The organism is Streptomyces sp. NPDC008139 (assembly GCF_042957025.1).
GTDB lineage: Bacteria > Actinomycetota > Actinomycetes > Streptomycetales > Streptomycetaceae > Actinacidiphila.
Map to the genome: position 1 here is coordinate 1 of NZ_JBIBHM010000005.1, position 25,709 is coordinate 25,709.

A 25,709-nucleotide genomic window follows, 5' to 3' on the forward strand; every position below is an offset into this window, starting at 1 on the left:
GGTCCTGACGGGATTTGCTGTGTCTGATGTGCGGCTGGCGCCGCGGGCGCGGCCTGCGGGGGCAGCGAAAAGGCCCGCACCTAAGGTGCGGGCCTAGTGGCAGACGTACGGCGGTCCTGACGGGATTTGCTGTGTCTGATGTGCGGCTGGCGCCGCGGGCGCGGCCTGCGGGGGCAGCGAAAAGGCCCGCACCTAAGGTGCGGGCCTGGTGGCAGACGTACGGCGGTCCTGACGGGATTTGAACCCGCGGCCTCCACCTTGACAGGGTGGCGAGCACTCCAAACTGCTCCACAGGACCTGGTGTCACAGCCTGTTGGGCTCGGCTGCGAGACAGACTGTACAGCAGGTCAGGGGGTGGGGTCGAACTCGTTGCCGGGGGGCGGCCGGGCGGTGCGGGGCGGTCAGGCCCAGGCGTCGTCGAGGGCCTTGAAGACGCGTTTGTCGGAGACCGGGAACGCCGTGCCCAGCGCGTGCGCGAAGTAGCTGACGCGCAGCTCCTCGATCATCCAGCGGATGTCCCGCACCGCGGCCGGCACCGGCCGCCCGGCCGGCTGGGCGGCCAGCAGCTCGCCGTACTCGGCCTGGATCTCCCGGACCTTCTCCATCCGCGTGGTGTCCCGCTGGACCCCCGTCGGCATCTGCTGGAGGCGGCGGTCGACGCCGACCAGATACCGCATCAGGTCGGGCAGCCGCTTGAGCCCCGCCTCGGTCACGAAACCGGCGTGCACCAGGCCCGCGAGCTGCTCCCGTACGTCCTGGAGGTTGGCGACCAGCGCGAGGCTCGTGGTGTCCTTCAGGCGCCGCTCGCAGGACTGCCAGGCGGCCAGCACCTGCTGGACCCGCTGGACGCTGCGTGAGGTCAGCTCGACCAGATCGGCGCGGACCGCGTCGTACAGCTTGCGGAAGGACTCCTCGTCCCACGCGGGCCCGCCGTGGTCGGCGATCAGCCGGTCGGCGGCGGCGGTCGCGCAGTCCTCGAAGAGCGCCTGCACGCTGCCGTGCGGATTGCGCGAGAGCGCCAGCTTCTGCTGGTTGGACAGCTTGTCCGCGGCGAACTTCGCCGGATTCACCGGCACGTTGAGCAGGATCAGCCGCCGCGTGCCCCGCCACATCGCCGCGGCCTGCTCCGGCTCGGTGTCGAAGAGCCGTACGGCCACGGTGGCGCCCTCGTCGACGAGCGCGGGGAACGCCTTGACGGGCTGGCCCGCGCGCCGCGCCTCGAAGGTGCGCGGCAGCGCGCCGATCGTCCAGTCGGTGAGCCCGGTGCGCTGCTGGACCGAGGCCAGCGCGGGGTCCGAGGCCGACTCGAAGGCCCTGGTGATCGCCTCCCGCGTCTTCGGCTTCAGCCGCAGCCGCAGCGCGTCCAGGTCCTTGTCCTCGGCGAGCTTGCGGCGCCGCTCGTCCACCACCCGGAAGGTGATCTTCAGATGCTCGGGCACCTTGCCGAGGTCGAAGTCCTCCCCGGTGACCGGCACCCCGACCATCTTCTGCAACTCCCGCGCCAGCACGGACGGCAGGGGGTCGGGCCCGGCGACCGCGCGCTCCAGGAACTTCTTGGCGTAGTTCGGCGCGGGGACGTAATGGCGGCGGATCGCCTTGGGCAGCGAGCGGATCAGCTCGGTGACGACCTCCTCGCGCAGGCCCGGGATCTGCCAGTCGAAGCCGTCGGCCGAGACCTGGTTGAGGACCTGGAGCGGGATGTGGACGGTGACGCCGTCGGCGTCGGCGCCCGGTTCGAACTGGTACGTGACGCGGAATTTGAGTGCGCCCTGCCGCCAGGAGTCCGGGTAGTCGTCCTTGGTGACGGCCTCCGCGTTCTCGTTGATCAGCATGGAGTGCTCGAAGTTCAGCAACTCCGGCTCTTCGCGCCGCTTCTGCTTCCACCAGGAGTCGAAGTGGGCGCCGGAGACGACGTCCTCGGGCAGCCGCGCGTCGTAGAAGTCGAAGAGCGTCTCGTCGTCCACGAGGATGTCGCGGCGCCGGGCGCGGTGCTCCAACTCCTCGACCTCGCCGAGGAGTTTGCGGTTGTCGTGGAAGAACTGGTGGTGGGTGCGCCAGTCGCCCTCGACCAGCGCGTTGCGGATGAACAGCTCGCGGGAGACCTCGGGGTCGATCCGGCCGTAGGTGACCTTGCGCTGGGCGACCAGCGGGACGCCGTAGAGGGTGACGCGCTCGTACGCCATCACGGCCGCCTGGTCCTTCTCCCAGTGCGGCTCGCTGTAGGTGCGCTTGATCAGGTGCTGGGCCAGCGGCTCCACCCACTCCGGCTCGATCCGCGCGTTGACCCGTGCCCACAGCCGGGAGGTCTCCACCAACTCGGCCGACATGATCCAGCGCGGCGGCTTCTTGAACAGCGCCGAGCCGGGGAAGACGGCGAATTTCGCGCTGCGGGCGCCCAAGTACTCGTTCTTGTCGGTGTCTTTGAGCCCCAGGTGCGACAACAGGCCCGCCAGCAGCGACTGGTGGACCCGTACCGGATCGGCCGCGTCGTCCTCGGACTTGGGCTCGGTGACCGTGATGCCCAGGGACTTGGCGACCGTACGGAGCTGGCTGTAGATGTCCTGCCACTCGCGGATGCGCAGGTAGTTCAGGAACTCCGAGCGGCACATGCGGCGGAAGGCCGACGAGGACAGGTCCTTCTGCCGGTCGCGGACGTAGCCCCACAAGTTGAGGAAGGACAGGAAGTCGCTGGTCTCGTCGCGGAAGCGGGCGTGCTGCTGGTCGGCCTGCGTCTGCTTGTCCGCGGGGCGTTCGCGCGGGTCCTGGATGGACAGCGCCGCCGCGATCACCATGACCTCGCGCGCGCACCCGTTGCGGTCGGCCTCCAGCACCATACGGGCGAGCCGCGGGTCCACCGGGAGCTGCGAGAGCTTGCGGCCCAGCGGAGTCAGCCGCTTGCGCGGGTCCTTCTCCTTGGGGTCCAACGCGCCCAGCTCTTCGAGGAGTTGGACACCGTCCTTGATGTTCCGGCTGTCCGGCGGGTCGATGAAGGGGAAGCGCGCGATGTCGCCGAGCCCGGCCGCCGTCATCTGGAGGATGACCGAGGCCAGGTTGGTGCGCAGGATCTCGGCGTCGGTGAACTCCGGCCGGGACAGGAAGTCGTCCTCGTCGTACAGCCGGATGCAGACGCCGTCCGACGTACGGCCGCAGCGGCCCTTGCGCTGGTTGGCGCTGGCCTGGCTGATCCGCTCGATCGGCAGCCGCTGCACCTTGGTGCGGTGGCTGTAGCGGGAGATCCGGGCGGTGCCGGGGTCGATCACGTACCGGATGCCGGGGACGGTCAGCGACGTCTCGGCGACGTTCGTGGCCAGCACGACGCGGCGCCCGCTGTGCTGCTGGAACACGCGGTGCTGCTCGGCCGACGACAGCCGCGCGTACAGCGGCAGCACCTCGGTCGAGCGGAGGTTCTTCTTGGTCAGCGCGTCCGCGGTGTCGCGGATCTCGCGCTCGCCGGAGAGGAAGACCAGGATGTCGCCCGGACCCTCGGCCTGGAGTTCGTCGACCGCGTCGCAGATCGCGGTGATCTGGTCGCGGTCGTCGGCCCCCTCGTCACCGTCCGCGCCCTCGTCGGCCAGCGGCCGGTAGCGGACCTCCACCGGATACGTACGGCCGCTGACCTCGACCACCGGCGCGTCCCCGAAGTGCCGGGAGAAGCGCTGCGGGTCGATCGTCGCCGAGGTGATGATCACCTTCAGATCGGGGCGGCGCGGCAGGAGTTGGGCCAGGTAGCCGAGGATGAAGTCGATGTTGAGGCTGCGCTCGTGCGCCTCGTCGATGATGATCGTGTCGTACGCGCGCAGCTCGCGGTCGGTCTGGATCTCGGCGAGCATGATGCCGTCGGTCATCAGCTTGACCAGCGTGGAGTCGCCGACCTGGTCGGTGAAGCGGACCTTCCAGCCGACCGCCTCCCCGAGCGGTGTCGCCAGCTCCTCCGCCACGCGCTCGGCGACGGTACGGGCCGCGATCCGGCGCGGCTGGGTGTGGCCGATCAGACCGCGCACCCCGCGGCCCAGCTCCAGGCAGATCTTCGGGATCTGCGTCGTCTTGCCCGAGCCGGTCTCGCCCGCGACGATCACCACCTGGTGGTCGCGGATCGCCGCCAGGATGTCGTCCTTCTTCTGGCTGACCGGCAGCGCCTCGGGATAGCTGATCCTCGGCACGGCGGCGCGGCGGGCCGCCAGCCGCGCCTCGCCCTTGTCCATCTCGGCGGCGATCTCGGCCAGCACGGCGGCCCGCGCCTCCGGCTTGCGGATACGGCGGGCGCCGTCGAGTCGGCGGCCGAGCCGCTGCTCGTCGCGCAAAGTCAGCGACGGCAGCCGTTCGGCGAGATCAGCGGAGGTGGGTTGGGTAGACATACGCGGTCCAGGATCGCATCTGCGGCGGGCGCGCGGCGAACGCATTTCCCCGCGGCGGTACGCACGGTGACGGTGGGGCACATGGCGCACGGGAACGACGTAGGCCCCGTCCGGAGACGGGGCCTACGTCGTGCGGTGGCTGGGGCCGGGGTCGAACCGGCGACCTACCGCTTTTCAGGCGGTCGCTCGTACCAACTGAGCTACCCAGCCGCAGCGGTCCTGACGGGATTTGAACCCGCGGCCTCCACCTTGACAGGGTGGCGAGCACTCCAAACTGCTCCACAGGACCAAGCTTGTGCGGGATAATTCTCGCACAGGATCTCGGGTGCTCCGTACCGCTTGTCCGCCGCTGATTCAGGACCAGAAAGTGACCGCAGGATCACGCTGGGACAGGGGCACGTCGCTGGATCAGCGTAGCAGACCTCCGCGGTGGTCCCTTTCGGCCTGCGGGCGGAGCCGGGGCGCCGGGTGAAGGGGCGAGGGCGAGGCCGTCAGACCGTCTCGTCCCGGAACACCGCGCGCACGATCCGGCCGATGCCGTCACGGCCCGGCGCCACTTCCCACTCGTCGCACACCGCGTCCACCAGCAGCAGCCCGCGGCCGTTGACCTCATGGGTGCCGCTGTCGCGCATGACCGGTCCCTCGCCGACGTTTCCGTGGTCCTCGACCTCGATACGGACCCGTACGCCGTCCCGCCGGACGGAACAGATGACGGTCGGGCTCGTCGTATGGCGCACGGCATTGGTGACGAGTTCACTCACCAACAGAGCGGCCGTATCGCAGGCGTCCAGCCCGCATCCGCGCGCGGTCAGATATGCGCGCGCACGGCGCCGGGCCTCGGAAACCGACGCGCCGCATGCCAGCAGTTCGAAAGTGCAGCCGTCGGCACGGGGGCGGGGCGTACGGGAAGCGGAGCCAATGCCGGGAGTAGTCAGCCGGGAACTCACGGTATCGGTGGTAGGTGAACCCACAGCGGAGATTCCTCTCCATCGCGTGTGCGTGAACGTGGTCACCTGGCCACTATGCGCCCCGACGCGCTCAGCGGGCAAGGTTAATCTTGATAATTTCACCGAGAAGGCAATCGAGGTGTGGATATCACTGAGGGGGTGGCACACTTCTCCCATGGACTCGGTGAGAGGAGCCGGGGCGTGACCGCTGCGCAGTCGTCGGGCGGCTCGACCGTTCGGCTGATGGTGCTCGGCAGACGATTGCGCGACCTGCGGGTCGCCGCCGGGAAGTCGTTCGAGGACGCCGCCGTGGTCCTCGACGTGGCTCCTCTGACGATCCGACGCATGGAGCTGGCCAAGGGCAAGTGGAAGCTCCCCTACGTCAAGACGCTGTTGGAGGAGTACGGCGTCCCGGGCGACGAGGCCAGGACCTTCCTCGCCCTCGTCCGCGAGGCCAACCAGCCCGGCTGGTGGCACCGTTACCGGGACGCCCTGCCCACCTGGTTCAGCGGCTACGTCAGCCTGGAGGAAGAGGCCAGCCTCATCCGGGCCTACGAACCCCACTACGTCCCCGGCCTGCTCCAGACCGAGGAATACGCGCTGACCGTGCTGCGGGCCGGCCTCCACGACGCGGAGGAGAAGGCCGCCCAGGAGGTCGAGCGCCGGGTCGCCGTCCGCAAACAGCGGCAGCAACTGCTCACCTCCGCGAATCCGCCCGAATTGTGGGTGGTCATGGACGAGACCGTGTTCCGCCGTCCCATGGTGCCCGCCGAGATCATGCGGGCCCAGATCGACCGCCTCATCGAAGCGGCCGAACAGCCGAACATCAAGCTTCAGGTGATGCCTTTCGGCATCTGCGCGCACGAGGGCATGTACGGGTCGTTCCACATCTTCCGATTCCCGCACGAGGAGATCTCCGACATCGTCTATGTCGAGAATCTCGTCGGTGCCGTGTATCTCGACGAGTACGACGATGTCACGACGTTCCAGGAAGCCCTGGACCGTATGTGCGCCCACGCCCTGCCAGTACAACGCACCGGAGAATTCCTCGGTGCCATTCGCAAGGAGCTCTAGGCCAGTGAATCGCATACACAACGCTGTTCTCACGCTGGGAGCGGAAGGCTGGCACAAGCCGTGGAGCGGGAGCAACGGCGGCAGTTGCGTGGAGGTCCGCAGGCTTCCCGACGGCCGTTACGCGGTCCGCCAGTCCACTGATCCGGAAGGTCCCGCGCTGATCTTCACGCAGATCGAACTCGACGTCTTCTCCCAGGGCTGGGAGGCTGGACAGGCCAGCCTCCCGGTTTCCTGACGCTCATCACTTACTTAACGCAGGCGTACTCAGGAGGAACAGCGGATGCCCGACGACATGGCCTGGACGCGGCGGCCTGCGAACTACGAGCCGCCCGAGATCGACACGAGCGTCGCGCACTCGGCACGCGTGTACGACTACATTCTCGGCGGCAAGGACAACTACCCGCTGGACCGCGAGGCCGCCGAGCAGATGCTGAGCGGCTGGCCCAGTCTGCGGATATCGATGCGTGAGAACCGTAAATTCATGCACCGGGCCGTCCGCTTCATGGCGGAGCAGGGCATCGACCAGTTCCTGGACATCGGCACCGGCATTCCGACCTCGCCGAATCTCCACGAGGTCGCGCAGGGCGTCACCCCGAGCGCCCGCGTGGTCTACATGGACAACGACCCGATCGTGCTGGCCCACGCGGGCGCCCGGCTGACCAGCACGCCCGAGGGCCGTACCGCCTACATCCACGCGGACATGAAGGACCCGGCGGCGATCCTGGGCTCGGCCGAGCTGGCCGAGACCCTGGACCTGTCCCGGCCGGTCGCCCTGTCGATCATCGCCGTGCTCCAGTTCGTCACGGACGACCAGAAGGCGTACGACCTGGTCAAGCAGTACGTGGACATCCTGCCGTCCGGCAGCTACCTGGCGATCTCCACGGTCACCACCGACTCCAGCCCGAAGCCCATCGGGGGTGTCGTCGCCGAGTACACCAAGCGCGGCATGCCCGCCCGCAACCGGACCCACGCCGAGGTGCTGCCCTTCTTCGCGGGCCTCGATCTGGTCGAGCCCGGTGTCACCCTCGTCCACAACTGGCGCCCCGACCCGGCCGCCGAGGGCACGGTCGACGACTCGCAGGTCGCGATGTACGGGGGAGTGGCGTACAAGCCGTAACGGCTCGTACGTCCTTGGCTCGTACGTCCTCGGCCGGTGCAGGTTCCCGCGCCGATTCGTTCCCGCGCCGATACGTTCCGCGCAGATGTGTCCCGCCCGGCCGCTCAGGGAGCGGCCGGGGGGACGGTGACGCCGACGGCCACCGATGAGGTGCCGCGGCCCCGGCGGGGCAAGGTTTCCCGCCACCAAAGACGGCGCTCCCGACGATAACCACAGGTCGGCGAGGCGCGCGGGCGTGGCCGGAAAATGCGGTCCACCCTCTTGACGTGACGCGTGGCAAGGTCCACAGTGCTCGTTAATGCGCATTACTAATGCGCATTAACGAAGGAGGAGCACAGGTGGACGAACCCAGGAAGCGATCCCGGCCGGGCCGGGCGCCCTCGCCGACCGGGCGCACGTCACGGCCGCGCCAGGCGGAGGTCGCGCGGCTCGCGGGCGTCTCGCAGGCCACGGTCTCGCTGGTGCTCGGCGGCAAGCGGGAGGGTGTCGCGATCTCGGAGGAGACCCGGCGCAAGGTGCTCGACGCCGCGCGCAGCCTCGGATACGTCCCCGACCCGGCCGCCCGCAGGCTGGCCGCCGCCCGCAACGACCTGCTGGGCGTCTTCAGCTTCACCGCGACCTTCCCCACCGACGTGCAGCACTCGTACTACCCGTTCCTGGTGGGCGTCGAGCAGGAGGCCGCCGCGCGCGGCTACGACCTGGTGCTCTTCACCGGCTCCAGTTCCGGCGGCGCGGGGGCCGCCGGACCCGAGGCGCTGAGCCGGGTCCGGCTGGCGGACGGCTGTCTCTTCCTCGGCCGTCACGCGCCCGCGCAGGAGCTGAGCCGCCTGGTCGGCGACGGCTTCCCCGTGGTCCACATCGGCCGCAGGGACGAGTTGGAGGGCCTGCCCTGGGTCGGCGCCGACTACGTCAACGCCACCCGTGAGGTCGTGGCCCGGCTCGCGGCCCTCGGCCACCGCCGGATCGTGCTCGTACGCGAGGACGACGAGGCGCCCGCGTCGACCGACCGTGAACACGGCTTCCTCAAGGGCCTGGAGGCGGCCGGGCTGCCCGGCGGCCCCGCGGCCGTCTTCCGCTCGGCGGCGCCCGAGCGCGAGCTGACGCCCGAGCGGCTGCGCGGCTGGCTCGCCGAGGGCGTCACCGCGTTCGTCGCCGAGGAGACCGACACCGGCAGCGCGTGGCGGGCCCTGCGCGGCGCCGCCCGCGCCGCCGGGATCGAGGCCCCGCGCGACGCCTCGCTCGCCCTGCTCGGCAGCCCGCCGCCCGACCTCGCGGGCGAGCCGGTGCCCACCGGATTCGACATCCCCCGGCCGGAGTTGGGCGCCGCGGCCGTCCGCATGCTGGCCGCCCTCGTGGCGGGCGAGGACATCGCGGCGGCCACCGAGCCGCTGGTGGCCTGCCCCTTCCGGCCGGGCGCCAGCGCGGGACCGCCTCCGGCGCGGCCCCAGGACCCACGGCCATGACCCCCACCCGGCCGGCCCGCCCGCCGCGACCCCACGTGCCAGTGGCCCGGAGCCTTTGCGGCCCACGCGCCCAGCGGCCGGGCGTCCGTGGCCCGGTCGCCGTCAGCCCATGTGCCGGTGGCCCGGCGTCCAGGGGCCCGGTGCCCGGCGTCCGTGGCCCGGTCGCCGTCAGCCCATGTGCCGGTGGCCCGGCGTCCAGGGGCCCGGCGTCCAGGGGCCCGGCGCCCGGCGTCCGCGGCCCGGTTGTCATGGGCCCTGGTGTCGATGGCTCAGCCGCGGGCGTCACGCCCAAGGTTCGGAGCTTCGCGGCCCGTGGTCCGGTGCTCGGCGGCCCGCTCGCCGCGAGCCCACGCGCCGGGGGCCCGGGGCCTTTGCGGCCGGAGCCCTTAACGCTCAAGGGCCCCGCGGCCGGTCGGCGTCAGGCCACGTGGCCGTAGGGCGTCCTCGGCTAACCGGGCGCCGGAGGGTCCGGGCCATCGCCCGGCGGCGTCACCCGGGGCACCGGGCAGAACCGTCATCCGACGCACCGCGCAATCTTTCGACAGCACCGCCGCAGGCGGTACGCACCACCTCAAGGAGACTCGTGAAACCCGGACCGGACATTCTCATCGTCGGCGGCGGCCTCGGCGGCGTGGCGGCGGCACTCGCCGCGTGCCGCGCCGGGCGCGGCGTCGTACTGACCGAGGAGACCGACTGGATCGGCGGCCAGCTCACCTCGCAGGCCGTCCCGCCGGACGAGCACCCGTGGGTGGAACAGTTCGGCACCACCGCCTCGTACCGCCACCTGCGGGAATCCATCAGGTCGTACTACCGCCAGTGGTACCCGATGCGCTCGGAGGCGCTGGCCCTCACCGAGCTGAACCCCGGTGCCGGGCGGGTCAGCAAGCTCTGCCACGAGCCGCGCGTCGGCCTCGCCGTGCTGGAGTCGATGCTCGCGCCGCACCTCGCGTCCGGCCGCCTCACGCTGCTGACCGAGCACCGCCCGGTCGCGGCGGCGGCCGAGGACGACACCGTACGGTCCGTCACGGTGGAGAGCCTGCGCGACGGCAGCCGCCGCACCATCGCGGCGCGGTACGTGATCGACGCGACCGAGACCGGCGAACTGCTGGAGCTGGCCGGTGTCGAACACGCCGTCGGCGCCGAGTCGCGCGACGAATTCGGCGAGCCGCACGCCCCGGAGACCGCCGACCCGCTCAACCAGCAGGGCATCACGGTGTGCTTCGCGCTCTCGCACCACGAGGGCGAGGACCACACCATCGACAAGCCCGCCGACTACGAGTTCTGGCGGGACTACCGCCCCGACTTCTGGCCGGGCCCGCTGCTCGGCTTCCTCGCCCCCGACCCGCGCACGCTCGAAGCGGTGCCGCGCACCTTCGTCCCCAACCCCGACCTCGACCCGCTCGACGTCAACGCCGACCAGTCGGAGGACGCGGGCGACAAGGAGCTGTGGGGCTTCCGCCGCATTCTGGCCCGCCAGTTGCACCGGCCCGGCGCCTTCGACTCCGACATCACGCTCGTCAACTGGCCGCTCAACGACTACTGGCTCAAGCCGCTGATCGGCGCGGGCCCCGAGACCTCGGCCCAAGCCGTGGCCGAGGCGCGGCAGTTGTCGCTGTCCGTCCTGTACTGGCTCCAGACCGAGGCGCCGCGCGCCGACGGCGGCAAGGGCTTCCCCGGCCTCAGGCTCCGCCCCGACATCACCGGCACCGCGGACGGCCTGGCCAAGGCGCCGTACGTCCGCGAGTCCCGCCGGATCAAGGCCGTCACCACCATCACCGAGCAGGACCTCGCGATCGACCTCGTCGGCCCGCACGGCGGCACCAAATACCGCGACTCGGTCGGCGTCGGCGGCTACCGCATCGACCTGCACCCGTCCACCGGAGGTGACAACTACATAGACATCGGCTCCGTGCCGTTCGAGATCCCGCTCGGCGCGCTCATCCCGCGCAGGGTCCGCAATCTGCTGCCCGCGGGCAAGAACATCGGCACCACCCACATCACCAACGGCTGCTACCGGCTGCACCCGGTGGAGTGGAACATCGGCGAGGTCGCCGGTGCCCTCGCCGCCCACTGCCTCGCCGAAGGCGTGGAACCGCACCGGGTCCAGGCCGAGGAGAAACGGTTCGACGCGTTCGCCGCCGTGCTCGACCGCGCCGGTGTCCAGCGCCACTGGCCCGACGTGCGCGGCTACTGAGCAGGACCTGCCGCCCCAAGGGAGAACGGCCGGACGGAAGCAGCTCCACCTGCCCCGCCCGGCCCACCGCCCGCGTATTCGCCAACACTGCACAAGGAGGTGCCCAGACCATGACCACCCACCGTATCCGCGTCGGCATCGACGTGGGCGGGACCTTCACCGACGCCGTGGCCGTAGACGCCGCGACCCTCGAACTCCGGGGGCAGGTGAAAGTGCCCACCAGCCACCACCACGAGGACGGCGTAGCCCACGGCATCGTCGAAGCACTCGACCGCCTGCTGGAGCAGACCGGGAACGCCCCTGAGGACGTCGCCTTCCTGGCCCACGGTACGACCCAGGCTACCAACGCCCTCCTGGAGGGTGACGTCGCCACCGTCGGCCTGATCGGCATCGGTACGGGTCCGGGGGCCGCGCTCACCCGCCGGCTCGCGTCCTTCCGCAACCTCGAACTCACCCCGGGCAAGCGGCTCCCGCTGCACTACGCCCATGTCGCCGACCCCGAGGACACGGCCGAGGTGCGCAGGGCCGTCGACGAGGTCGTACGGGAAGGCGCCGAAGTCCTCGTCGCCAGCCAGCCGTTCAGCGTCGACCGCCCCGAGGGCGAGGAGGCCGTGCTCGAAGCGGCCCGCGGCAAGGGCCTGCCGATGACGGCGGCCCACGCGATCACCTCGCTGTACGGGCTCCAGAAGCGGACCCGTACCGCCGTGGTCAACGCCGCGATCCTGCCGCGCATGCTCGCCACCGCCGACCTGGTCGACGCGGCCATCACCAAGGCGGGCGTCACGTCCCCGCTCATGGTGATGCGCTGCGACGGCGGCGTGATGTCCCTGGACGAGATGCGGCGCAGGCCGCTGCTGACCGTCCTGTCGGGACCCGCGGCCGGCGTGGCGGGCGCGCTGATGCAGGAGCGGATCAGCGAGGGCCTGTTCCTGGAGACCGGCGGCACCTCGACCGACATCAGCGTCGTACGGCGCGGCAAGGTCGCCGTCCGGCACGCCACGATCCTCGGCAAGACGTCCTATCTGTCCGCGCTCGACGTGCGGACGGTCGGCGTCGGCGGCGGGTCCATGGTCAGGATCAGCGGCGGGACGGCCGGGACCGGCGGCACCGGGGGGAAGGTCACCGCGGTCGGACCGCGCAGCGCCCACATCGCGGGCCTGCCGTACGCCTGCTTCGCCGACCCCGACGACCTGCGCGACGCCACGCTCGCCACCGTCAGCCCGCTCGCCGACGACCCCGCCGACTACGCGGTCCTCGACGCCGCGGGCGGCCGGTTCGCGATCACCATGACCTGCGCGGCCAACGCGCTCGGCCGGGTCCCCGAGGGCGACTTCGCCCGCTCGGACCAGGAGACGGCCAAGGCCGCGCTGGCGCCGCTGGCCGCCGCGCTCGGCGTGGACGTCGCCACCGCCGCGACCCAGGTGCTCGACGCCGGTACGGTCCAGGTGAAGGCCGTGGTCGACACTCTGATCTCCGAGTACCGCCTGGACAAGGACAACGCCGTCCTGGTCGGCGGGGGCGGCGGCGCCGCGTCCGTGACACCGCACCTGGCCGTCCTCTGCGAGCGCGAGGGAAGGATCGCCGCCCACAGCGAGGTCATCAGCCCGATCGGGGTCGCCCTCGCGCTGGTCCGCGAGCAGATCGAGCGGATCATCCCGGGCGCCGGACAGGAACAGATCCTGGCCGTACGCGCCGAGGCGGAACGCGCGGTCGTCGCCCAGGGCGCGGCGGCCGACGGCGTCGAGGTCGAGGTCACCGTCGACCCGCAGACCAGCACCGTACGCGCGGTCGCCACCGGCGCCACCGAACTGCGTACCCAGGACCGGGCCCACCGCGCCGACGACGGGGAACGGCTGCGCGCCGCCGCCGCCAGCCTCAAGGCCGACCCCGCCGAGGTGCGGGTCCTCGCGGGCACGCCCTCGCACACCGTGTACGGCACGGAGTTGCGCCGCCGGTACCGCGCCACCCGCCACCCCGTGCGGGTCGTGGACGCCGACGGAGTCGTCCGGCTGCACTCGCCCGACGCCCGCGTCGAGACCACCACGGCGGGCGCCGCGCCCCAAGTCCTCGCCACGCTCGTGGACGAGGTCACCTCGTACGGCGACGGCGGGGTCCGCGCGCCCGCGCTGCGGCTGCTCATCGGGTCCCGGATCTCCGACCTGTCCGGCGTCGTGGAACCGCAGTCGCTGCTCGCGCTGGCCCGCAGCGAACTGAGCGGCCGCGCCGCCGACGAGCCGGTGGTGGCCGTTGTGGAGGCACGGACATGACGGCATCCGTCCTGACCCGTACGCCCGACCTGGCCGCGCTGCGCCGCCTCGCCGACCTGGACGACGTCGAGTTCGGCGTGCGGCTGCTCGCGGGCACCCCGACCCACGAGGGCCGCGACCCCGCGCTGCTGCGTCAATGGGCCCGCGCGGCGGCCGAGTTCGGTGCCGCGCTCGCACCCGTCGCCTGCGCGGCGGACGTCGTGGAGAGCGACGGCGGCCTGGAGATGGGGCTGTTGGCGCGCTACACCTCGCGGCCCGACGCCATCGAGCTGTTCACCGACACGATCGCGGCGGCCGACAGCCTCGCGGAGCGGCTCGGGTGGCGCGACTGGTACCCGGCCGGTTCCGTCCGCGCCGCGGCCGTCGCCCACGAGGCCGCGCACGCGCGGCTCCACCACGGCCCGGCCAAGGCCGAGTTGAGGCGCGCGCTCGGCCATGTCGTGCTGCGGCTCGGCAGCCGCCGCTGGTACGGGCACGTCGCCGGCGCCGACGAGATCGCGGCGCACGCGTACGCCCGTACGGTCTGCGGTCTCGGCCGCAGTCCGCTGCTGCTGACGGCGGCGCTCGCCGAGTGGGTGACCGCGTCGCCGGGCCCTTCATCGGGGTCGCGGACCCCGAGGACAGGCGCTCCAGTGGCGACGACCGCGCAGGCACATCCCCAGGAAGCACGTACCCCGCAAGCACATCCCCAGGAAGCACGTACCCCGCAAGCACGTACCCCGCGGAGACGCACACCGCACGGAAGAGAGAAGTGACGCCATGGGTGTCGTCATTCTGCTGATCATGGCGGCGGGTGTCGCCGCGATGCTCACCCGCAAGCTCCCCACGGCCTTCGCACTCGTCCTGCTGGCCGTCGCCATCGCCCTGGTCTCCGGGGCGCCGCTGACCGGCAAGAACAGCGTGCTGGACACGGTGCTCCAGGAGGGCGCCCCGGCGCTGGCCGCCACCATGATCGCGATCCTGCTCGGGTCGTGGCTCGGCAAGTTGCTGGACGAGACGGGCATCGCGGGCACCCTCGTCCGCAAGATCGTCGAATTCGGCGGCGACCGGCCCGTGGTGGTCGCGCTCGGCGTACTGGCCGTCTCCACGCTGGTCGGCACGGTCACCGGCTCGGCGCCCGCCGCGATGCTCGCGGGCATCATCGGCATCCCCGCGATGATCGCCGTCGGCATCCCCAAAGCCACCGCCGCGGGCACGATCCTGATGGGCATCGCCGCCGGCATGCCGTTCGAACTGCCCGTCTGGCAGTTCTTCTCCACGGCGCTCGAACTGCCCGTGCACACCGTGCGCGGCTTCATGATCAAGCTGTTCCCGTTCGCGCTGGTCGCCGCGGTCCTCTTCGTCCTGATCGAGAACCGCCGCAAGGGCGTCGAGCACTCCTGGTCCCTCAAGTCGGTGGCCGAGCGGCCCGGGCCGAACTCCGGCACGCGCCGCAAGCAGCTCGGCGACGCGCCCTGGTACGCGCTGTTCACCCCCGCCGTGCCGCTGATCCTCGCGCTCGGCTTCGACATCGCGATCATCCCGTCGCTGCTGGCGGGCGTGCTCTACGCCCTGGTCACCACCACCCGGCCGCGCGAGATGAACAAGCGGCTGCTGCGTACGCTCTACGCCGGATTCGAGGTCGCGGCACCGCCGATCACACTCTTCATATCCATCGGCATCCTGCTGGCCGCGGTGAAACTGCCCGGCGCGGTCGACGCGCTCGAACCGCTGGTGAAGGCCGTCAGCCCGCAGAACGCCGTGCTGTTCGTCCTGGTCTTCACCGTGCTCGTGCCGCTGTGCCTCTACCGCGGGCCGCTGAACGTGTTCGGTCTCGGCGCGGGCATCGCCGGGGTCCTGATCGCCGCGGGCGTGTACCCGGCGATCGCCGTCCTCGGCCTGACCACCTCGTACAACCAGGTCTTCGGCGTCGCCGACCCGACCAGTACGCAGACGGTCTGGGCCGCTCAGTACGCGGGCGTCACCCCGCAGACGGTGATGGTCCGCACGCTGCCGTACGTCTGGTGCGTCGCGCTCGGCGGCTTCTGCGTCACGGCCGTGCAGTACCTCTGAGCGGCTCGTCCGCGTCCCTTCGCACTTCCCGCACTTCTGCCCTTTCCGACATCCCTCCGGAACGGAGTTCCCCATGTCAGAGCAGCAGAACCCGCAGAGTCCGCAGAGCCCGAGCCGTCGCGTCATCCTGCGCGGGGCCGTCGCCACCTCCGCCGCCCTCGCCGTGGGCACGGCGGGCACGGCGACGGCCTCGGCCGCCACCCCCGGCGGATTCCCCGACTACCGTTACGTCAAGACCCTTCTGACGCCGTCTCAGCTCAAGTACAACCCGACCGGCGAGATCATCTTCCCGTGCATACGCGGCACGGTCGGTCGCCTCACCGCGCCGCTCGGCCGCTACTACCTCTACTACGCGCCGCACGACGCCCCCGGCGGCATCTGCCTCGCCTACGGCGACCACATCGAGGGGCCGTTCACGGAGTACGCGGGCAACCCGGTCGTCTCCCACACGTGGTCGCCCCACTACTCGGTCAGCCATGTCTCGTCGCCGCACGTCATATGGGTCGAGGGCGCCAAGGAGATGTGGCTCTACTTCCACGGCGAGAACACCACGACCCGGCTCGCCCGGTCCAAGGACGGCATCCACTTCACGTACGACAAGGTGGTCCTGTCGACCTCGATGCTGCCGTCCGGCACCACCGAGACCTCCTACGCCCGGGTCTTCGCCCACGAACTCCCCGCGAAGAACGCCCACTTCGTCATGTTGTTCATGCTGAACAACACCACCAACCACCGCGACATCGGCTGGGGCTGGTCGGCGGACGCCCGCAACTGGACCTTCTCCCAGACGCCCCTCATCCGCCACACCGACGTCGGCGCGGGCGACGTCGGCGGCCCCCACCTGCTCACCCGCGACGGCAGCGCGTACGTCACCTACAACAAGGACAAGGCGCACGGCGGCGACCTGATGATCACCGAGGTCGGCAACGACTTCAGCCTCCGCAAGCACCTCGGCGTCTTCTTCAACTCCTCCGACGGAGCCCCCGACAACGGCCGCAGCGCCGCCCCCAGCTTCGGCACCGAGAACGGCGTCCCCTACATGGTCTACGAGTCCGGCGAACGCCTGGCCGGCAAAATCGCCGTAGCCCGCGGCTGACCCCCGCCCCTCACCCGCCCCCTCCCCGAACGAAGTCCGGCCCCGACGCATTTCGCGCCGGGGCCGGACTCGCCCAGTCACCGCCCAGCATCGTGGCCGCGGCAGATGGCTGATTCGCGTGAGCATCGTGGACGCTCTGATATCGCGTCCGTACGCTGGGTGGTCAACTCGGGGAACGTGCAGGGGGCGAGGTATGGACAGTACGTGGGATGCGGATCCGCAGGCGCGGCTGGCCCGGCGGATCGGGAGGGCGCCGTCCGAGCTGGGCACCACGGGGGGCCGAGACGGATGTCCCGACATCTGGGAGCTCGACAACGGGGATTTCGCGGTGATCGGCCGCGATCTCACGTCGGTCTACGCCGAGGGGCTGCCCGAGGACGCGGTCATCGGTGGCGGTGAACGACTTGTCGTCATTCCCCGCGCCACGCTGCTGGCCGCCAAGACACACATCCCGGATGAGTGACCTGCTGGGTGCCTCGCACGGCGTGCGGCTGGGGCTGGAGGCCTACCGGGCGGACTTCCGGCGCAGGGATTTCGCTGTTGACGGCTGTGATTCCTGGAAGTTGGAGCGTCGCCAGGATTTCCGCGAGCCGGGTGATCCGAGCTGGAACGCCTTCACCGAGGGAGACTGGCAGGGGGCGCTGCGGCTGATCGAGGCCCAGCGTGAAGAACTGCTCGACCTGTCCCGCCTGGCCGCGCGCCATGGCTGCCGCCTGCTGCGTGTCCGTGCGGTGGAGTTCCCGCTCACCGCTTACCTGCGATGGGAGTTGAACCTCCTGCGTGTGCGGGCGGAGTGCGGTGAGCTGATCCGCGTCGTCATCGGACCCGAGCACCTCGCGGAGTATGAGCACGAGGGCCCGGTTCCCGAATTGGTCACGCTCAACGACGACACGGTGTACGAGATCCTTTACGACGCCGACGGCGTGCTGGAAGGGGCTGTGCGGTACCTCGATCGGGGAACGAGGGATCGTGTCGCGGCGCGGGTCGAAGGGCTGTACGCGTCGGGGGAGGACATCGGCACGTTCTTCGCCCGCGAGGTCGCCGATCGCACGCCACCGACGGGTGTCTGAGCCGCGAGAGGAGGTCAACTCCTCTCTGTCGGGCTCTGCCCGTGACGTGGTGCAGGGTCGTGACATCCACGGCGGGATACATTTCCACGCCCCGGCAACTGACCGCGTTTCGCTTCCGGTTCCGCAACAACTCCCGTTGGCCGGGGCGGGTTTCGTCGACCGGCACAGCGAGCGTCAAGCGCTCGACCGGCTGCTCGAGGACCGTCCTGCCGACGCGGGGGTGATCCTGGTGACCGGCACCGCGGGTGTCGGCAAGACATCGCTGGTGCTGCACTGGTCGCACGCGGTCCGCGACCGGTTTCCTGACGGTCAGTTGTACGCCGACCTGCATGGCTACGACCGGCGGGCCCCGGTCACGTACGAGCGGGTCCTTGAGGGTTTCCTGCGTACGCTCGGTGCCCCCGCGGATGTCCTTCACGCCGACGGCGAGCAGATGGCCGGGGCCTTCCGCTCGCGGCTGGCTGGCCGCAGGCTGCTGATCGTCCTCGACAACGCCGCCGGCGCGGCCCAGGTCAGGCCCTTGCTTCCGGCCACTCCCGGGTGTCTGGTCATCGTGACGAGCAGGCACCGTCTGCCCGGTCTGAGCATCCGGGAGGGAGCACGGCGCATCACCTTGGACGTGCTCGACCGGGACGGCTCCGTCGCCTTGCTGCGCAGCGTCACCTCGGGCTACCGGGACGGGGACGATCCCGCCCACATGGCGGAGCTCGCCTTCCTCTGCGCGCGCCTGCCGTTGGCGCTCAGGATCGCCGCCGAACGGGCGACGAGGCGGCCGTTGACACACCTGGGGGAGCTGATCCGTGAACTGCGTGACGAGTCCGGCCGGTGGGAAGTTCTGTCAGCAGACGATGACCAGGAGTCCGAGGCGGTGCGTTCGGTGTTCACGTGGTCCTATCGGGCGCTGCCATCGGATGCCGCCCGGCTGTTCAGGCTGCTCGGACTGGTTCCAGGACCGGACGTCAGCGATGCGGCCGCGGCGGCTCTGGCAGGGATCGATGTCCGCACCGCGAGGCGTCTCCTCGATGTCCTCGCCGCCGCGCACATGGCAGAGCAGACCGCGTCCGACCGCTTCCGCCTGCACGACCTGCTGCGTGCCTACGCCGCCGACCAGGCACGGCTGGAAGAGACCCCACAGGAGCGCGAGGACGCGCTGCGCAGAGTGCTGATCTGGTACTTGCACACCGCCGACGCGGTCCAGGCCCGTATCGCACCGCAGGAGCCTCGTGTGGAGTTGGTACCGGCCGACGGAGGCCCGCCCACGCCGGCGTTCACCGACGAAGCGCAGGCGATGCGCTGGTACGCGGCGGAGCGGGACAACCTGGTGGCCGCGGTGCGAGCCGCCGCGAGCGGCGGATCGGACCGGATCGCATGGCAGTTGGCGGTGGTTCTGCGCGCCGTATACATGACCACCAATCCGTTCCAGGATTGGCTGGCCACTTCCCGGACCGGTCTGGAGGCCGCGCGCCGGGACGGCGACCGCCGTGCCGAAGCCGAACTGGAGGAGAGCCTGGGCATGGCGTATGCCCAGTCCCAGAGCCTGGCCGCCGCGGCCGAGCACTACGGGGCGGCGCTGACCCTGCGCCGGGCCCTGAAGGACACCCTCGGTGAGGCACTGACACTCAACGGTCTCGGACTGCTCGAACTACGCCGCCGCAACCTGGCGCAGGCACGGGAGGCGTTCGAGAACAGCATGGGACTGTTCGCCGCGCGGAACGACGGATTCTGGGAGTCCCGCGTGGCGGTCAATCTCGCTCAGGTGGACATGGAACTCGGTCACCCCGACCGTGCTCTCGGGCCTCTACGTCGAGGAATCGAGGTGTTCCGGACGTACCGCGACCGCCGCGCCGAGGGAAACGGCCTCAGACTCCTCGCCGCTGCGGAATTGGAGAGCGGAGACGCGGATACGGCGTTGGCACACGCGCAGCAGGCAGTGGCCATCGCCGCCGAGATCCACAGCACGGCCGCGGAGGCGTACTGGCTTCTGGTTTTGGGCGACGCTCAACGTGCCACCGGTCGCCTCACCGGAGCGCTGGTCTCCTACCGTCGCGCCGCCGCGCTCCAGGAACCGTTGGGCGACCGCGCTCGTCAAGCCGCCGCATGGGACGGTCTCGGGCAGGCGCTGCTGCAACTCGGCCGTGCGCAGGAAGCCGTCGACTGCCACCGTCGGTCCGCGAGCGTCTATCGAGACCTTCGGCAGACATGGGAGACGGCGCAGACGCTGACACATCTGGCGGTAGCCCTGGACGATGCCGACTCCCGGCAGGAGGCCGCCGACGCCCGAGCCGAGGCACTCGATCTGCTCACGGCGTTCGCCGACCCGCGAGCGCTGCGGCTACGCGACGAAATCACCCAGCGGTGACTCGGCGGTGCAAGAGGCTAAAATGCGGCCTGACCTGCGGCAAAGATCAACTGTGGTGCCCCCAACGGGATTCGAACCCGTGCTACCGCCTTGAAAGGGCGGCGTCCTGGGCCACTAGACGATGAGGGCTGGATGGCCGACCGTGGGCGCCGAGGCGCACGTCGGGGACGGGTGCAGCATATGGGATGGGCCGGGGGTTCGCCAAAACGCTTTTCGCGGCGGGGTGGCGGACAATGGGCAGCGTGCTGGAGATGACGCGTGAGGAGTTCGAAGAGCTGGTCGGGGAGGCGCTCGACCGGATTCCCGGCGAGCTGACCCGGCTGATGGACAACGTGGCGGTCTTCGTGGAGGACGAGCCCGCGCCGGGGGAGCCGGACCTGCTCGGGCTGTACGAGGGGACGCCGCTGACCGAGCGCGGCGAGTGGTACGCCGGGGTGCTGCCGGACCGGATCACCGTCTACCGGGGCCCGACGCTGCGGATGTGCGCCACCCGCGAGGAGGTCGTCGCCGAGACGGAGGTGACCGTCGTGCACGAGATCGCCCACCACTTCGGCATCGACGACGAGCGGCTGCACGCCCTGGGGTACGGGTGACGGTTTCGGGGGCCCTTTCGCGCTGACGGCCGCGGGCGGCGGCCCGGCTGCACGCCACGGGTGACGCCAGGGACGCGGGGCGTGTCCTGGCGGGAGGCGCGGCGTTGGACACGGCGATCCGACCGCCGACCGGTGCGTACGGACGTGCGGCGGTACGACGACCGTACGAACGTACGCGTCCGCCTGTACCGAGCCCGAGGTGCGTACACGTGCTCCCTGCCCCAGACCGCCCCCGCGACCCCCGCCGCGACCGGGCCCGAGCCGTCCGTACGGGGCTGCGGTCCGCCGTCCTCGTCACGCTGGTGGCCGCCGGGGTCGCGGCGTGCGTGAGCGCGGGGAGCGAGTCCGACCCCAAGGCGCCGAAGCACGCGCCCGGCGTGAGCGCGGGGACCGTCGCGGACGGTTCGCGGGTCCCGCAGGGCGCGGGCGACCCGCACCGCGGCGGCGGCCCGATGTCCCCGTCCCCGTCCGTCACCGGTACGGCCTCGCCCGGCGACACACGGGCCCCCGCGGCGGCCCGGACGGGCGGCGCGGGCGGCGGCCCGGCAGGACCCGGCGGCGTACCGACCGCGTCCGGCGGCACCTCGGCGCCGCAGCCGACCGCCCAGCCCTCGCCGACGGCCTCCCAGCCGACCGGCCAGCCGACGACGGACGCGCCGACCGCGCAGCCGACCACCGACCCGCCGACCGCCAGCCCCAGCTCCGACCCCAGCGGGTCGCCCGACCCGAGCGCCGAACGGCGCGGGGATCGCCGCGACCGCTGACCGCATCGAGGCGGTATCGCCGCTGGTCAGCGCCCGGTCCGGAAGGCGATTGGCAAAGGCGCCGACAGATGCGTATGCTGGTAGATCGTTTGATCCCACTGCCTGGCGCCTGATCCGATGTGCGCCGCGTGGCGCGTTCCTTTTCTCCTGTGGCTGACCGCATCGAGGCGGTTGTAAGCAACCTACGGAGCTGGCACGTGCCGTAAGTCTCCGAGAGGTTTAGCTTCAGCATGTCCATTGACAGTGCCGACCGTTCCGTCATGCCCGAGAACGACGAGATCCTCGCCGTAGCGGACGTGGTGGACATCACCACCGCCGACACCGCAGAGAACACCGACATCACCGACATCACCGGCGCCGACGACGCGTCCGACGTCCTCGACGCCGACGTCACCGACATCACCGACGTCCTCGACGCGGACACCGAGGCCGACGCCGAGGACGACACCGACGCCGAGCCCACCGTGACCTTCGCCGACCTCGGCCTCGCCGACGGCATCGTCCGCAAGCTCGCGCAGAACGGCGTCACCACCCCCTTCCCGATCCAGGTCGCGACCATCCCGGACGCGCTGGCGGGCCGGGACATCCTGGGCCGCGGCCGTACCGGCTCCGGCAAGACGCTCTCCTTCGGCCTGCCGCTGCTGACCCTGCTGTCCGGTGGCCACACCGAGCGCAAGCGCCCCCGCGGCGTCATCCTCACCCCGACCCGCGAGCTGGCCATGCAGGTGGCCGACGCGCTCCAGCCGTACGGCGACGTCCTCGGCCTGAAGATGAAGGTCGTCTGCGGCGGCACGTCCATGCAGAACCAGATCTACGCGCTGGAGCGCGGCGTCGACGTCCTCGTCGCCACCCCCGGCCGGCTGCGCGACCTGATCAACCGCGGCTCCGCCGTGCTCGACCAGGTGCAGATCGCGGTCCTCGACGAGGCCGACCAGATGGCCGACATGGGCTTCCTGCCCGAGGTCACCGAGATCCTCGACCTCATCCCGGCGGGCGGCCAGCGCCTGCTGTTCTCCGCGACGCTGGAGAACGAGATCGACAGCCTCGTCCGGCGCTACCTGGTCGACCCGGTCACCCACGAGGTGGACGCCGCCCAGGGCGCCGTCACCACCATGAGCCACCACGTGCTCGTCGTGAAGCCGAAGGACAAGGCGCCGGTCACCGCCGCCATCGCCGCCCGCAAGGGCCGCACGATCATCTTCGTCCGCACCCAGATGGGCGCCGACCGCGTCGCCGAGCAGCTCATCGAGGCCGGTGTCCGGGCCGACGCGCTGCACGGCGGCATGACCCAGGGCGCCCGCACCCGCACCCTTGAGGACTTCAAGGCCGGTCAGGTCAACGTCCTGGTCGCCACCGACGTCGCCGCCCGCGGCATCCACGTCGACGGCATCGGCCTGGTGCTCAACGTCGACCCGGCCGCCGACCACAAGGACTACCTGCACCGCTCGGGCCGTACCGCCCGCGCGGGCGAGTCCGGCACGGTCGTCTCGCTCGCCCTGCCGCACCAGCGCAAGCAGATCTTCCGGCTGATGGAGGACGCGGGCGTCGACGCCTCGCGCCACATCATCGGCGGCGCGGGCGTCTTCGACGAGGACGTCGCCAAGATCACCGGTGCGCGCTCGCTGACCGACGTCCAGGCCGACGCCGTACAGAACGCCGCTCTCCAGGCGGAGCGCGAAGTCGCCGACGTCACGCGTCAGTTGGAGCGGCTCCAGCGGCGCGCGACCGAACTGCGCGAGGAGGCCGACCGCCTCACCGCCCGTTCGGCCCGCGAGCGCGGCGAGGACCCGGAGGAGGCGGTGGCCGCCAAGGCCGCCGAACTCGCCGCCGAGGCCGCCGCGTTGGCCGCCGCCGCCCCGGCCCCCGTGCCGGAGCAGCGCGAGGACCGCCGCGACGACCGCGGCAACTTCGACCGCCGCAACGACCGTTCGTCCTACGGCAACCGTGACGAGCGCCGTGACTCCCGTCCGTCGTACGGCAACCGTGACGACCGCCGTGACTCCCGTCCGTCGTACGGCAACCGTGACGACCGCCGTGACAGCCGCCCCTCGTACGGCAACCGTGACGACCGCCGTGACAGCCGCCCCTCGTACGGCAACCGTGACGACCGCCGTGACTCCCGTCCGTCCTACGGCAACCGTGACGACCGCCGCGGCGACGACCGTCGTGACTCGCGCCCCTCGTACGGCGAGCGCAGCGGCCGTCCGTCCACCCCGTACACCAGCCGCGACAGCCGCGACTCCCGTCCCGCGTACGGCAACCGCGACGACCGCCGTCCCGCGTACAACAGCCGCGACGACCGCGACCGCCCCTTCAACCGCGACCGCCGCGACAGCAGCCGTCCGTCCACGTCGTCCTCGTACGACCGCCGCGACAGCCGCCCCTCCTACGGCGACCGTGACTCCCGTCCCTCGTACGGCAACCGTGACGACCGCCGCGCCCCCGGTGCCGCCCCGGCCGCCGGCTCCTCCTACGACCGCAAGCCCCGCTGGAAGCGCAACGGCTGACCGCTGACCGCTCAGCCGCAGAACGGGCCCGCCCGGTGTGCCATGTGCACACCGGGCGGGCCCGTCCGCGTAGCCGCGGATCGGCTCGGGCTGGAACACGTACAACGTCCTCGTCGGCCCCGGTGACCTGAATCGGGACGGTCGCGCGGATCTGCTGGCGCGGGACGCGGCGGGCGTGCTGTGGCGGTACGCGGCGGCGGCGAACGGGCAGTTCGGCGCGCGGGTGCGGGTCGGGACGGGGTGGAACGGGTACGGGCGGCTCTTCTGAGGGCGTGTGCATGTCATGCCCTGGGCGCGGGAAGCCTGGGGCATGACACCTGAGGACGTCCCCCACACCGCCTCTTCCGTATCCCCCGATTCCGCTCCCGTTTCCTCCTCCGTGTCGGACGAGGAGCGGCTCGCGCAGCTCGGCTACACGCAGAATCTGGCGCGCCGGATGTCGGCGTTCTCGAACTACGCGGTCTCGTTCACGATCATCTCGGTGCTGTCCGGCTGTCTGACGCTGTACCTGTTCGGAATGAACACCGGCGGGCCGGCCCTGATCACCTGGGGCTGGGTCGGGGTCGGCCTGATGACGCTGGTCGTCGGGCTGGCGATGGCCGAGATCTGTTCGGCGTACCCGACGTCCGCGGGCCTGTACTTCTGGGCGCACCGGCTGGCCCCGGAGCGCAGCGCCGCCGCGTGGGCGTGGTTCACCGGCTGGTTCAACGTCCTCGGCCAGGTCGCCGTCACCGCGGGCATCGACTTCGGGGCGGCGTCGTTCCTGGGCGCGTATCTGAACCTCCAGTTCGACTTCCGCGTCAGCCCCGGCCGGACGATCCTGCTCTACGCCGCGATCCTGCTCCTGCACGGCCTGCTCAACACCTTCGGCGTACGGATCGTCGCCGTCCTGAACAACGTCAGTGTGTGGTGGCATGTGCTCGGCGTCGGCCTGATCGTCGGCGCGCTCGCCTTCGTGCCCGACCACCACCGGTCGGCGAGCTTCGTGTTCACGCACTACGTGAACAACACCGGCTTCGGCAGCGGCATTTACGTGGTGCTGATCGGCCTGCTGATGGCGCAGTACACCTTCACCGGGTACGACGCCTCCGCGCACATGACCGAGGAGACGCACGACGCCGCCACCGCCGGTCCGCGCGGCATCGTCCGTTCCATCTGGACGTCCTGGATCGCGGGCTTCGTGCTGCTGCTCGGCTTCACCTTCGCGATCCAGTCGTACGACGCCGAGTTGGGCTCGCCGACCGGTGCGCCGCCCGCGCAGATCCTGCTCGACGCGCTCGGCGCGACCAGCGGCAAACTCCTGCTGCTCGTCGTCATCGGCGCCCAGCTCTTCTGCGGCATGGCGTCCGTGACCGCCAACAGCCGTATGATCTACGCCTTTTCACGCGACGGCGCGCTGCCCTACTCGCGCGTCTGGCGCACCGTCAGCCCGCGCACCCGTACCCCTGTCGCCGCCGTCTGGCTCGCCGCGGCCGGCGCGCTCTGCCTCGGCCTGCCGTACCTCATCAACGCCACCGCCTACGCCGCCGTCACCTCGATCGCCGTGATCGGCCTCTACATCGCCTACGTCATCCCCACCCTGCTCCGCCTCCGCAAAGGCCCCGCCTTCGAGCCCGGCCCCTGGCACCTCGGCCGCTGGTCCCGCCCCATCGGCGTCGTCGCCGTCGCCTGGGTCGCCCTCATCACCGTCCTCTTCATGCTCCCCCAGCTCTCTCCCATCACCTGGAAGACCTTCAACTACGCCCCCATCGCCGTCCTCGTCGTCCTCGGCTTCGCCACCACCTGGTGGCTCGTCTCCGCCCGCCACTGGTTCCTCCGCCGCCCCACGGACACCCCTCAGCCCTAACCGGT

At 71.1% G+C, this 25,709-nt stretch carries 17 protein-coding genes, 4 tRNA genes and 1 pseudogene; 16 read left to right on the top strand and 6 right to left on the bottom strand.

Going from position 1 to position 25,709, the window contains the following annotated elements; genetic code table 11:
• Positions 1 to 223: 223 nt before the first annotated feature.
• The 5 genes from ACFZBB_RS11310 to ACFZBB_RS11330 form a co-directional block, all read right to left on the bottom strand.
• Positions 224 to 298: transfer RNA gene (locus ACFZBB_RS11310), tRNA-Asp, on the bottom strand.
• A 103-nt stretch (positions 299 to 401) separates the two neighbouring features.
• Positions 402 to 4,355: an ATP-dependent RNA helicase HrpA gene (gene hrpA / locus ACFZBB_RS11315; protein ID WP_391120168.1), complete on the bottom strand. Its 3,954-nt coding sequence runs from the start codon at positions 4,353 to 4,355 to the stop codon at positions 402 to 404.
• Between the two features lie 136 nt (positions 4,356 to 4,491).
• Positions 4,492 to 4,565 (bottom strand) — tRNA-Phe (locus tag ACFZBB_RS11320).
• Between the two features lie 4 nt (positions 4,566 to 4,569).
• Positions 4,570 to 4,644 (bottom strand) — tRNA-Asp (locus ACFZBB_RS11325).
• 202 nt (positions 4,645 to 4,846) lie between these two features.
• Positions 4,847 to 5,479 carry an ATP-binding protein gene (locus tag ACFZBB_RS11330; RefSeq protein WP_391120170.1) on the bottom strand — a complete coding sequence of 211 codons (633 nt, stop codon included), beginning with the start codon at positions 5,477 to 5,479 and terminating at the stop codon, positions 4,847 to 4,849.
• Between the two features lie 24 nt (positions 5,480 to 5,503).
• Here ACFZBB_RS11330 and ACFZBB_RS11335 point away from each other — a divergent pair, with 24 nt between their 5' ends.
• From ACFZBB_RS11335 to ACFZBB_RS11390, 12 genes and pseudogenes are all read left to right on the top strand, one after another.
• Complete coding sequence (locus ACFZBB_RS11335; protein ID WP_391120172.1) at positions 5,504 to 6,376, top strand: Scr1 family TA system antitoxin-like transcriptional regulator; 873 nt, start codon at positions 5,504 to 5,506, stop codon at positions 6,374 to 6,376.
• A 4-nt stretch (positions 6,377 to 6,380) separates the two neighbouring features.
• Positions 6,381 to 6,611: a DUF397 domain-containing protein gene (locus tag ACFZBB_RS11340; RefSeq protein ID WP_355336175.1), complete on the top strand. Its 231-nt coding sequence runs from the start codon at positions 6,381 to 6,383 to the stop codon at positions 6,609 to 6,611.
• Between the two features lie 45 nt (positions 6,612 to 6,656).
• On the top strand, positions 6,657 to 7,493 hold the full coding sequence (locus ACFZBB_RS11345; protein ID WP_355336177.1) for an SAM-dependent methyltransferase: 837 nt from the start codon (positions 6,657 to 6,659) through the stop codon (positions 7,491 to 7,493).
• Positions 7,494 to 7,831: 338 nt separating this feature from the next.
• Positions 7,832 to 8,956 (top strand): substrate-binding domain-containing protein, encoded by a 1,125-nt coding sequence (locus ACFZBB_RS11350; RefSeq protein ID WP_391120174.1) that lies wholly within the window; start codon positions 7,832 to 7,834, stop codon positions 8,954 to 8,956.
• 583 nt (positions 8,957 to 9,539) lie between these two features.
• Positions 9,540 to 11,150 (top strand): FAD-dependent oxidoreductase, encoded by a 1,611-nt coding sequence (locus ACFZBB_RS11355; RefSeq protein ID WP_391120176.1) that lies wholly within the window; start codon positions 9,540 to 9,542, stop codon positions 11,148 to 11,150.
• A 110-nt stretch (positions 11,151 to 11,260) separates the two neighbouring features.
• Positions 11,261 to 13,417, top strand: a complete 2,157-nt coding sequence (locus ACFZBB_RS11360) for a hydantoinase/oxoprolinase family protein (RefSeq protein ID WP_391120178.1) — start codon at positions 11,261 to 11,263, stop codon at positions 13,415 to 13,417.
• Positions 13,414 to 14,025 (top strand): annotated as a pseudogene (locus ACFZBB_RS11365) (hypothetical protein); the annotation flags it as partial. The gene ACFZBB_RS11360 and the pseudogene ACFZBB_RS11365, both read left to right, overlap by 4 nt.
• A gap of 151 nt (positions 14,026 to 14,176) precedes the next feature.
• The gene (locus tag ACFZBB_RS11370) at positions 14,177 to 15,469 is read left to right on the top strand and encodes a transporter (RefSeq protein WP_391120180.1); all 1,293 of its coding nucleotides are present in this window, start codon (positions 14,177 to 14,179) and stop codon (positions 15,467 to 15,469) included.
• A 73-nt stretch (positions 15,470 to 15,542) separates the two neighbouring features.
• Positions 15,543 to 16,565, top strand: coding sequence for a hypothetical protein (locus ACFZBB_RS11375; RefSeq protein WP_391120182.1), 1,023 nt, complete (start codon positions 15,543 to 15,545; stop codon positions 16,563 to 16,565).
• A 193-nt stretch (positions 16,566 to 16,758) separates the two neighbouring features.
• The gene (locus tag ACFZBB_RS11380; protein ID WP_355336190.1) at positions 16,759 to 17,028 is read left to right on the top strand and encodes a hypothetical protein; all 270 of its coding nucleotides are present in this window, start codon (positions 16,759 to 16,761) and stop codon (positions 17,026 to 17,028) included.
• Complete coding sequence (locus ACFZBB_RS11385) at positions 17,021 to 17,635, top strand: DUF6879 family protein (RefSeq protein ID WP_391120185.1); 615 nt, start codon at positions 17,021 to 17,023, stop codon at positions 17,633 to 17,635. Before ACFZBB_RS11380 ends, ACFZBB_RS11385 begins: the two co-directional genes overlap by 8 nt.
• A 49-nt stretch (positions 17,636 to 17,684) precedes the next feature.
• Positions 17,685 to 19,994, top strand: coding sequence for an AAA family ATPase (locus tag ACFZBB_RS11390; RefSeq protein ID WP_391120187.1), 2,310 nt, complete (start codon positions 17,685 to 17,687; stop codon positions 19,992 to 19,994).
• A gap of 53 nt (positions 19,995 to 20,047) precedes the next feature.
• Here the strand turns inward: ACFZBB_RS11390 and ACFZBB_RS11395 are convergent.
• A tRNA-Glu gene (locus ACFZBB_RS11395) sits at positions 20,048 to 20,123 on the bottom strand.
• Positions 20,124 to 20,236: 113 nt separating this feature from the next.
• On the opposite strand from ACFZBB_RS11395, the gene ACFZBB_RS11400 reads away from it, so the two are divergent.
• From ACFZBB_RS11400 to ACFZBB_RS11415, 4 genes are all read left to right on the top strand, one after another.
• Entirely contained in the window at positions 20,237 to 20,587 is a 351-nt protein-coding gene (locus tag ACFZBB_RS11400; RefSeq protein WP_355336196.1) for a metallopeptidase family protein, read from the top strand.
• A gap of 209 nt (positions 20,588 to 20,796) precedes the next feature.
• Positions 20,797 to 21,351 (top strand): hypothetical protein, encoded by a 555-nt coding sequence (locus ACFZBB_RS11405; RefSeq protein WP_391120189.1) that lies wholly within the window; start codon positions 20,797 to 20,799, stop codon positions 21,349 to 21,351.
• A 230-nt stretch (positions 21,352 to 21,581) separates the two neighbouring features.
• Entirely contained in the window at positions 21,582 to 23,858 is a 2,277-nt protein-coding gene (locus tag ACFZBB_RS11410) for a DEAD/DEAH box helicase (protein ID WP_391120191.1), read from the top strand.
• Between the two features lie 310 nt (positions 23,859 to 24,168).
• Complete coding sequence (locus tag ACFZBB_RS11415) at positions 24,169 to 25,704, top strand: amino acid permease (protein ID WP_391120193.1); 1,536 nt, start codon at positions 24,169 to 24,171, stop codon at positions 25,702 to 25,704.
• Positions 25,705 to 25,709: the final 5 nt, after the last annotated feature.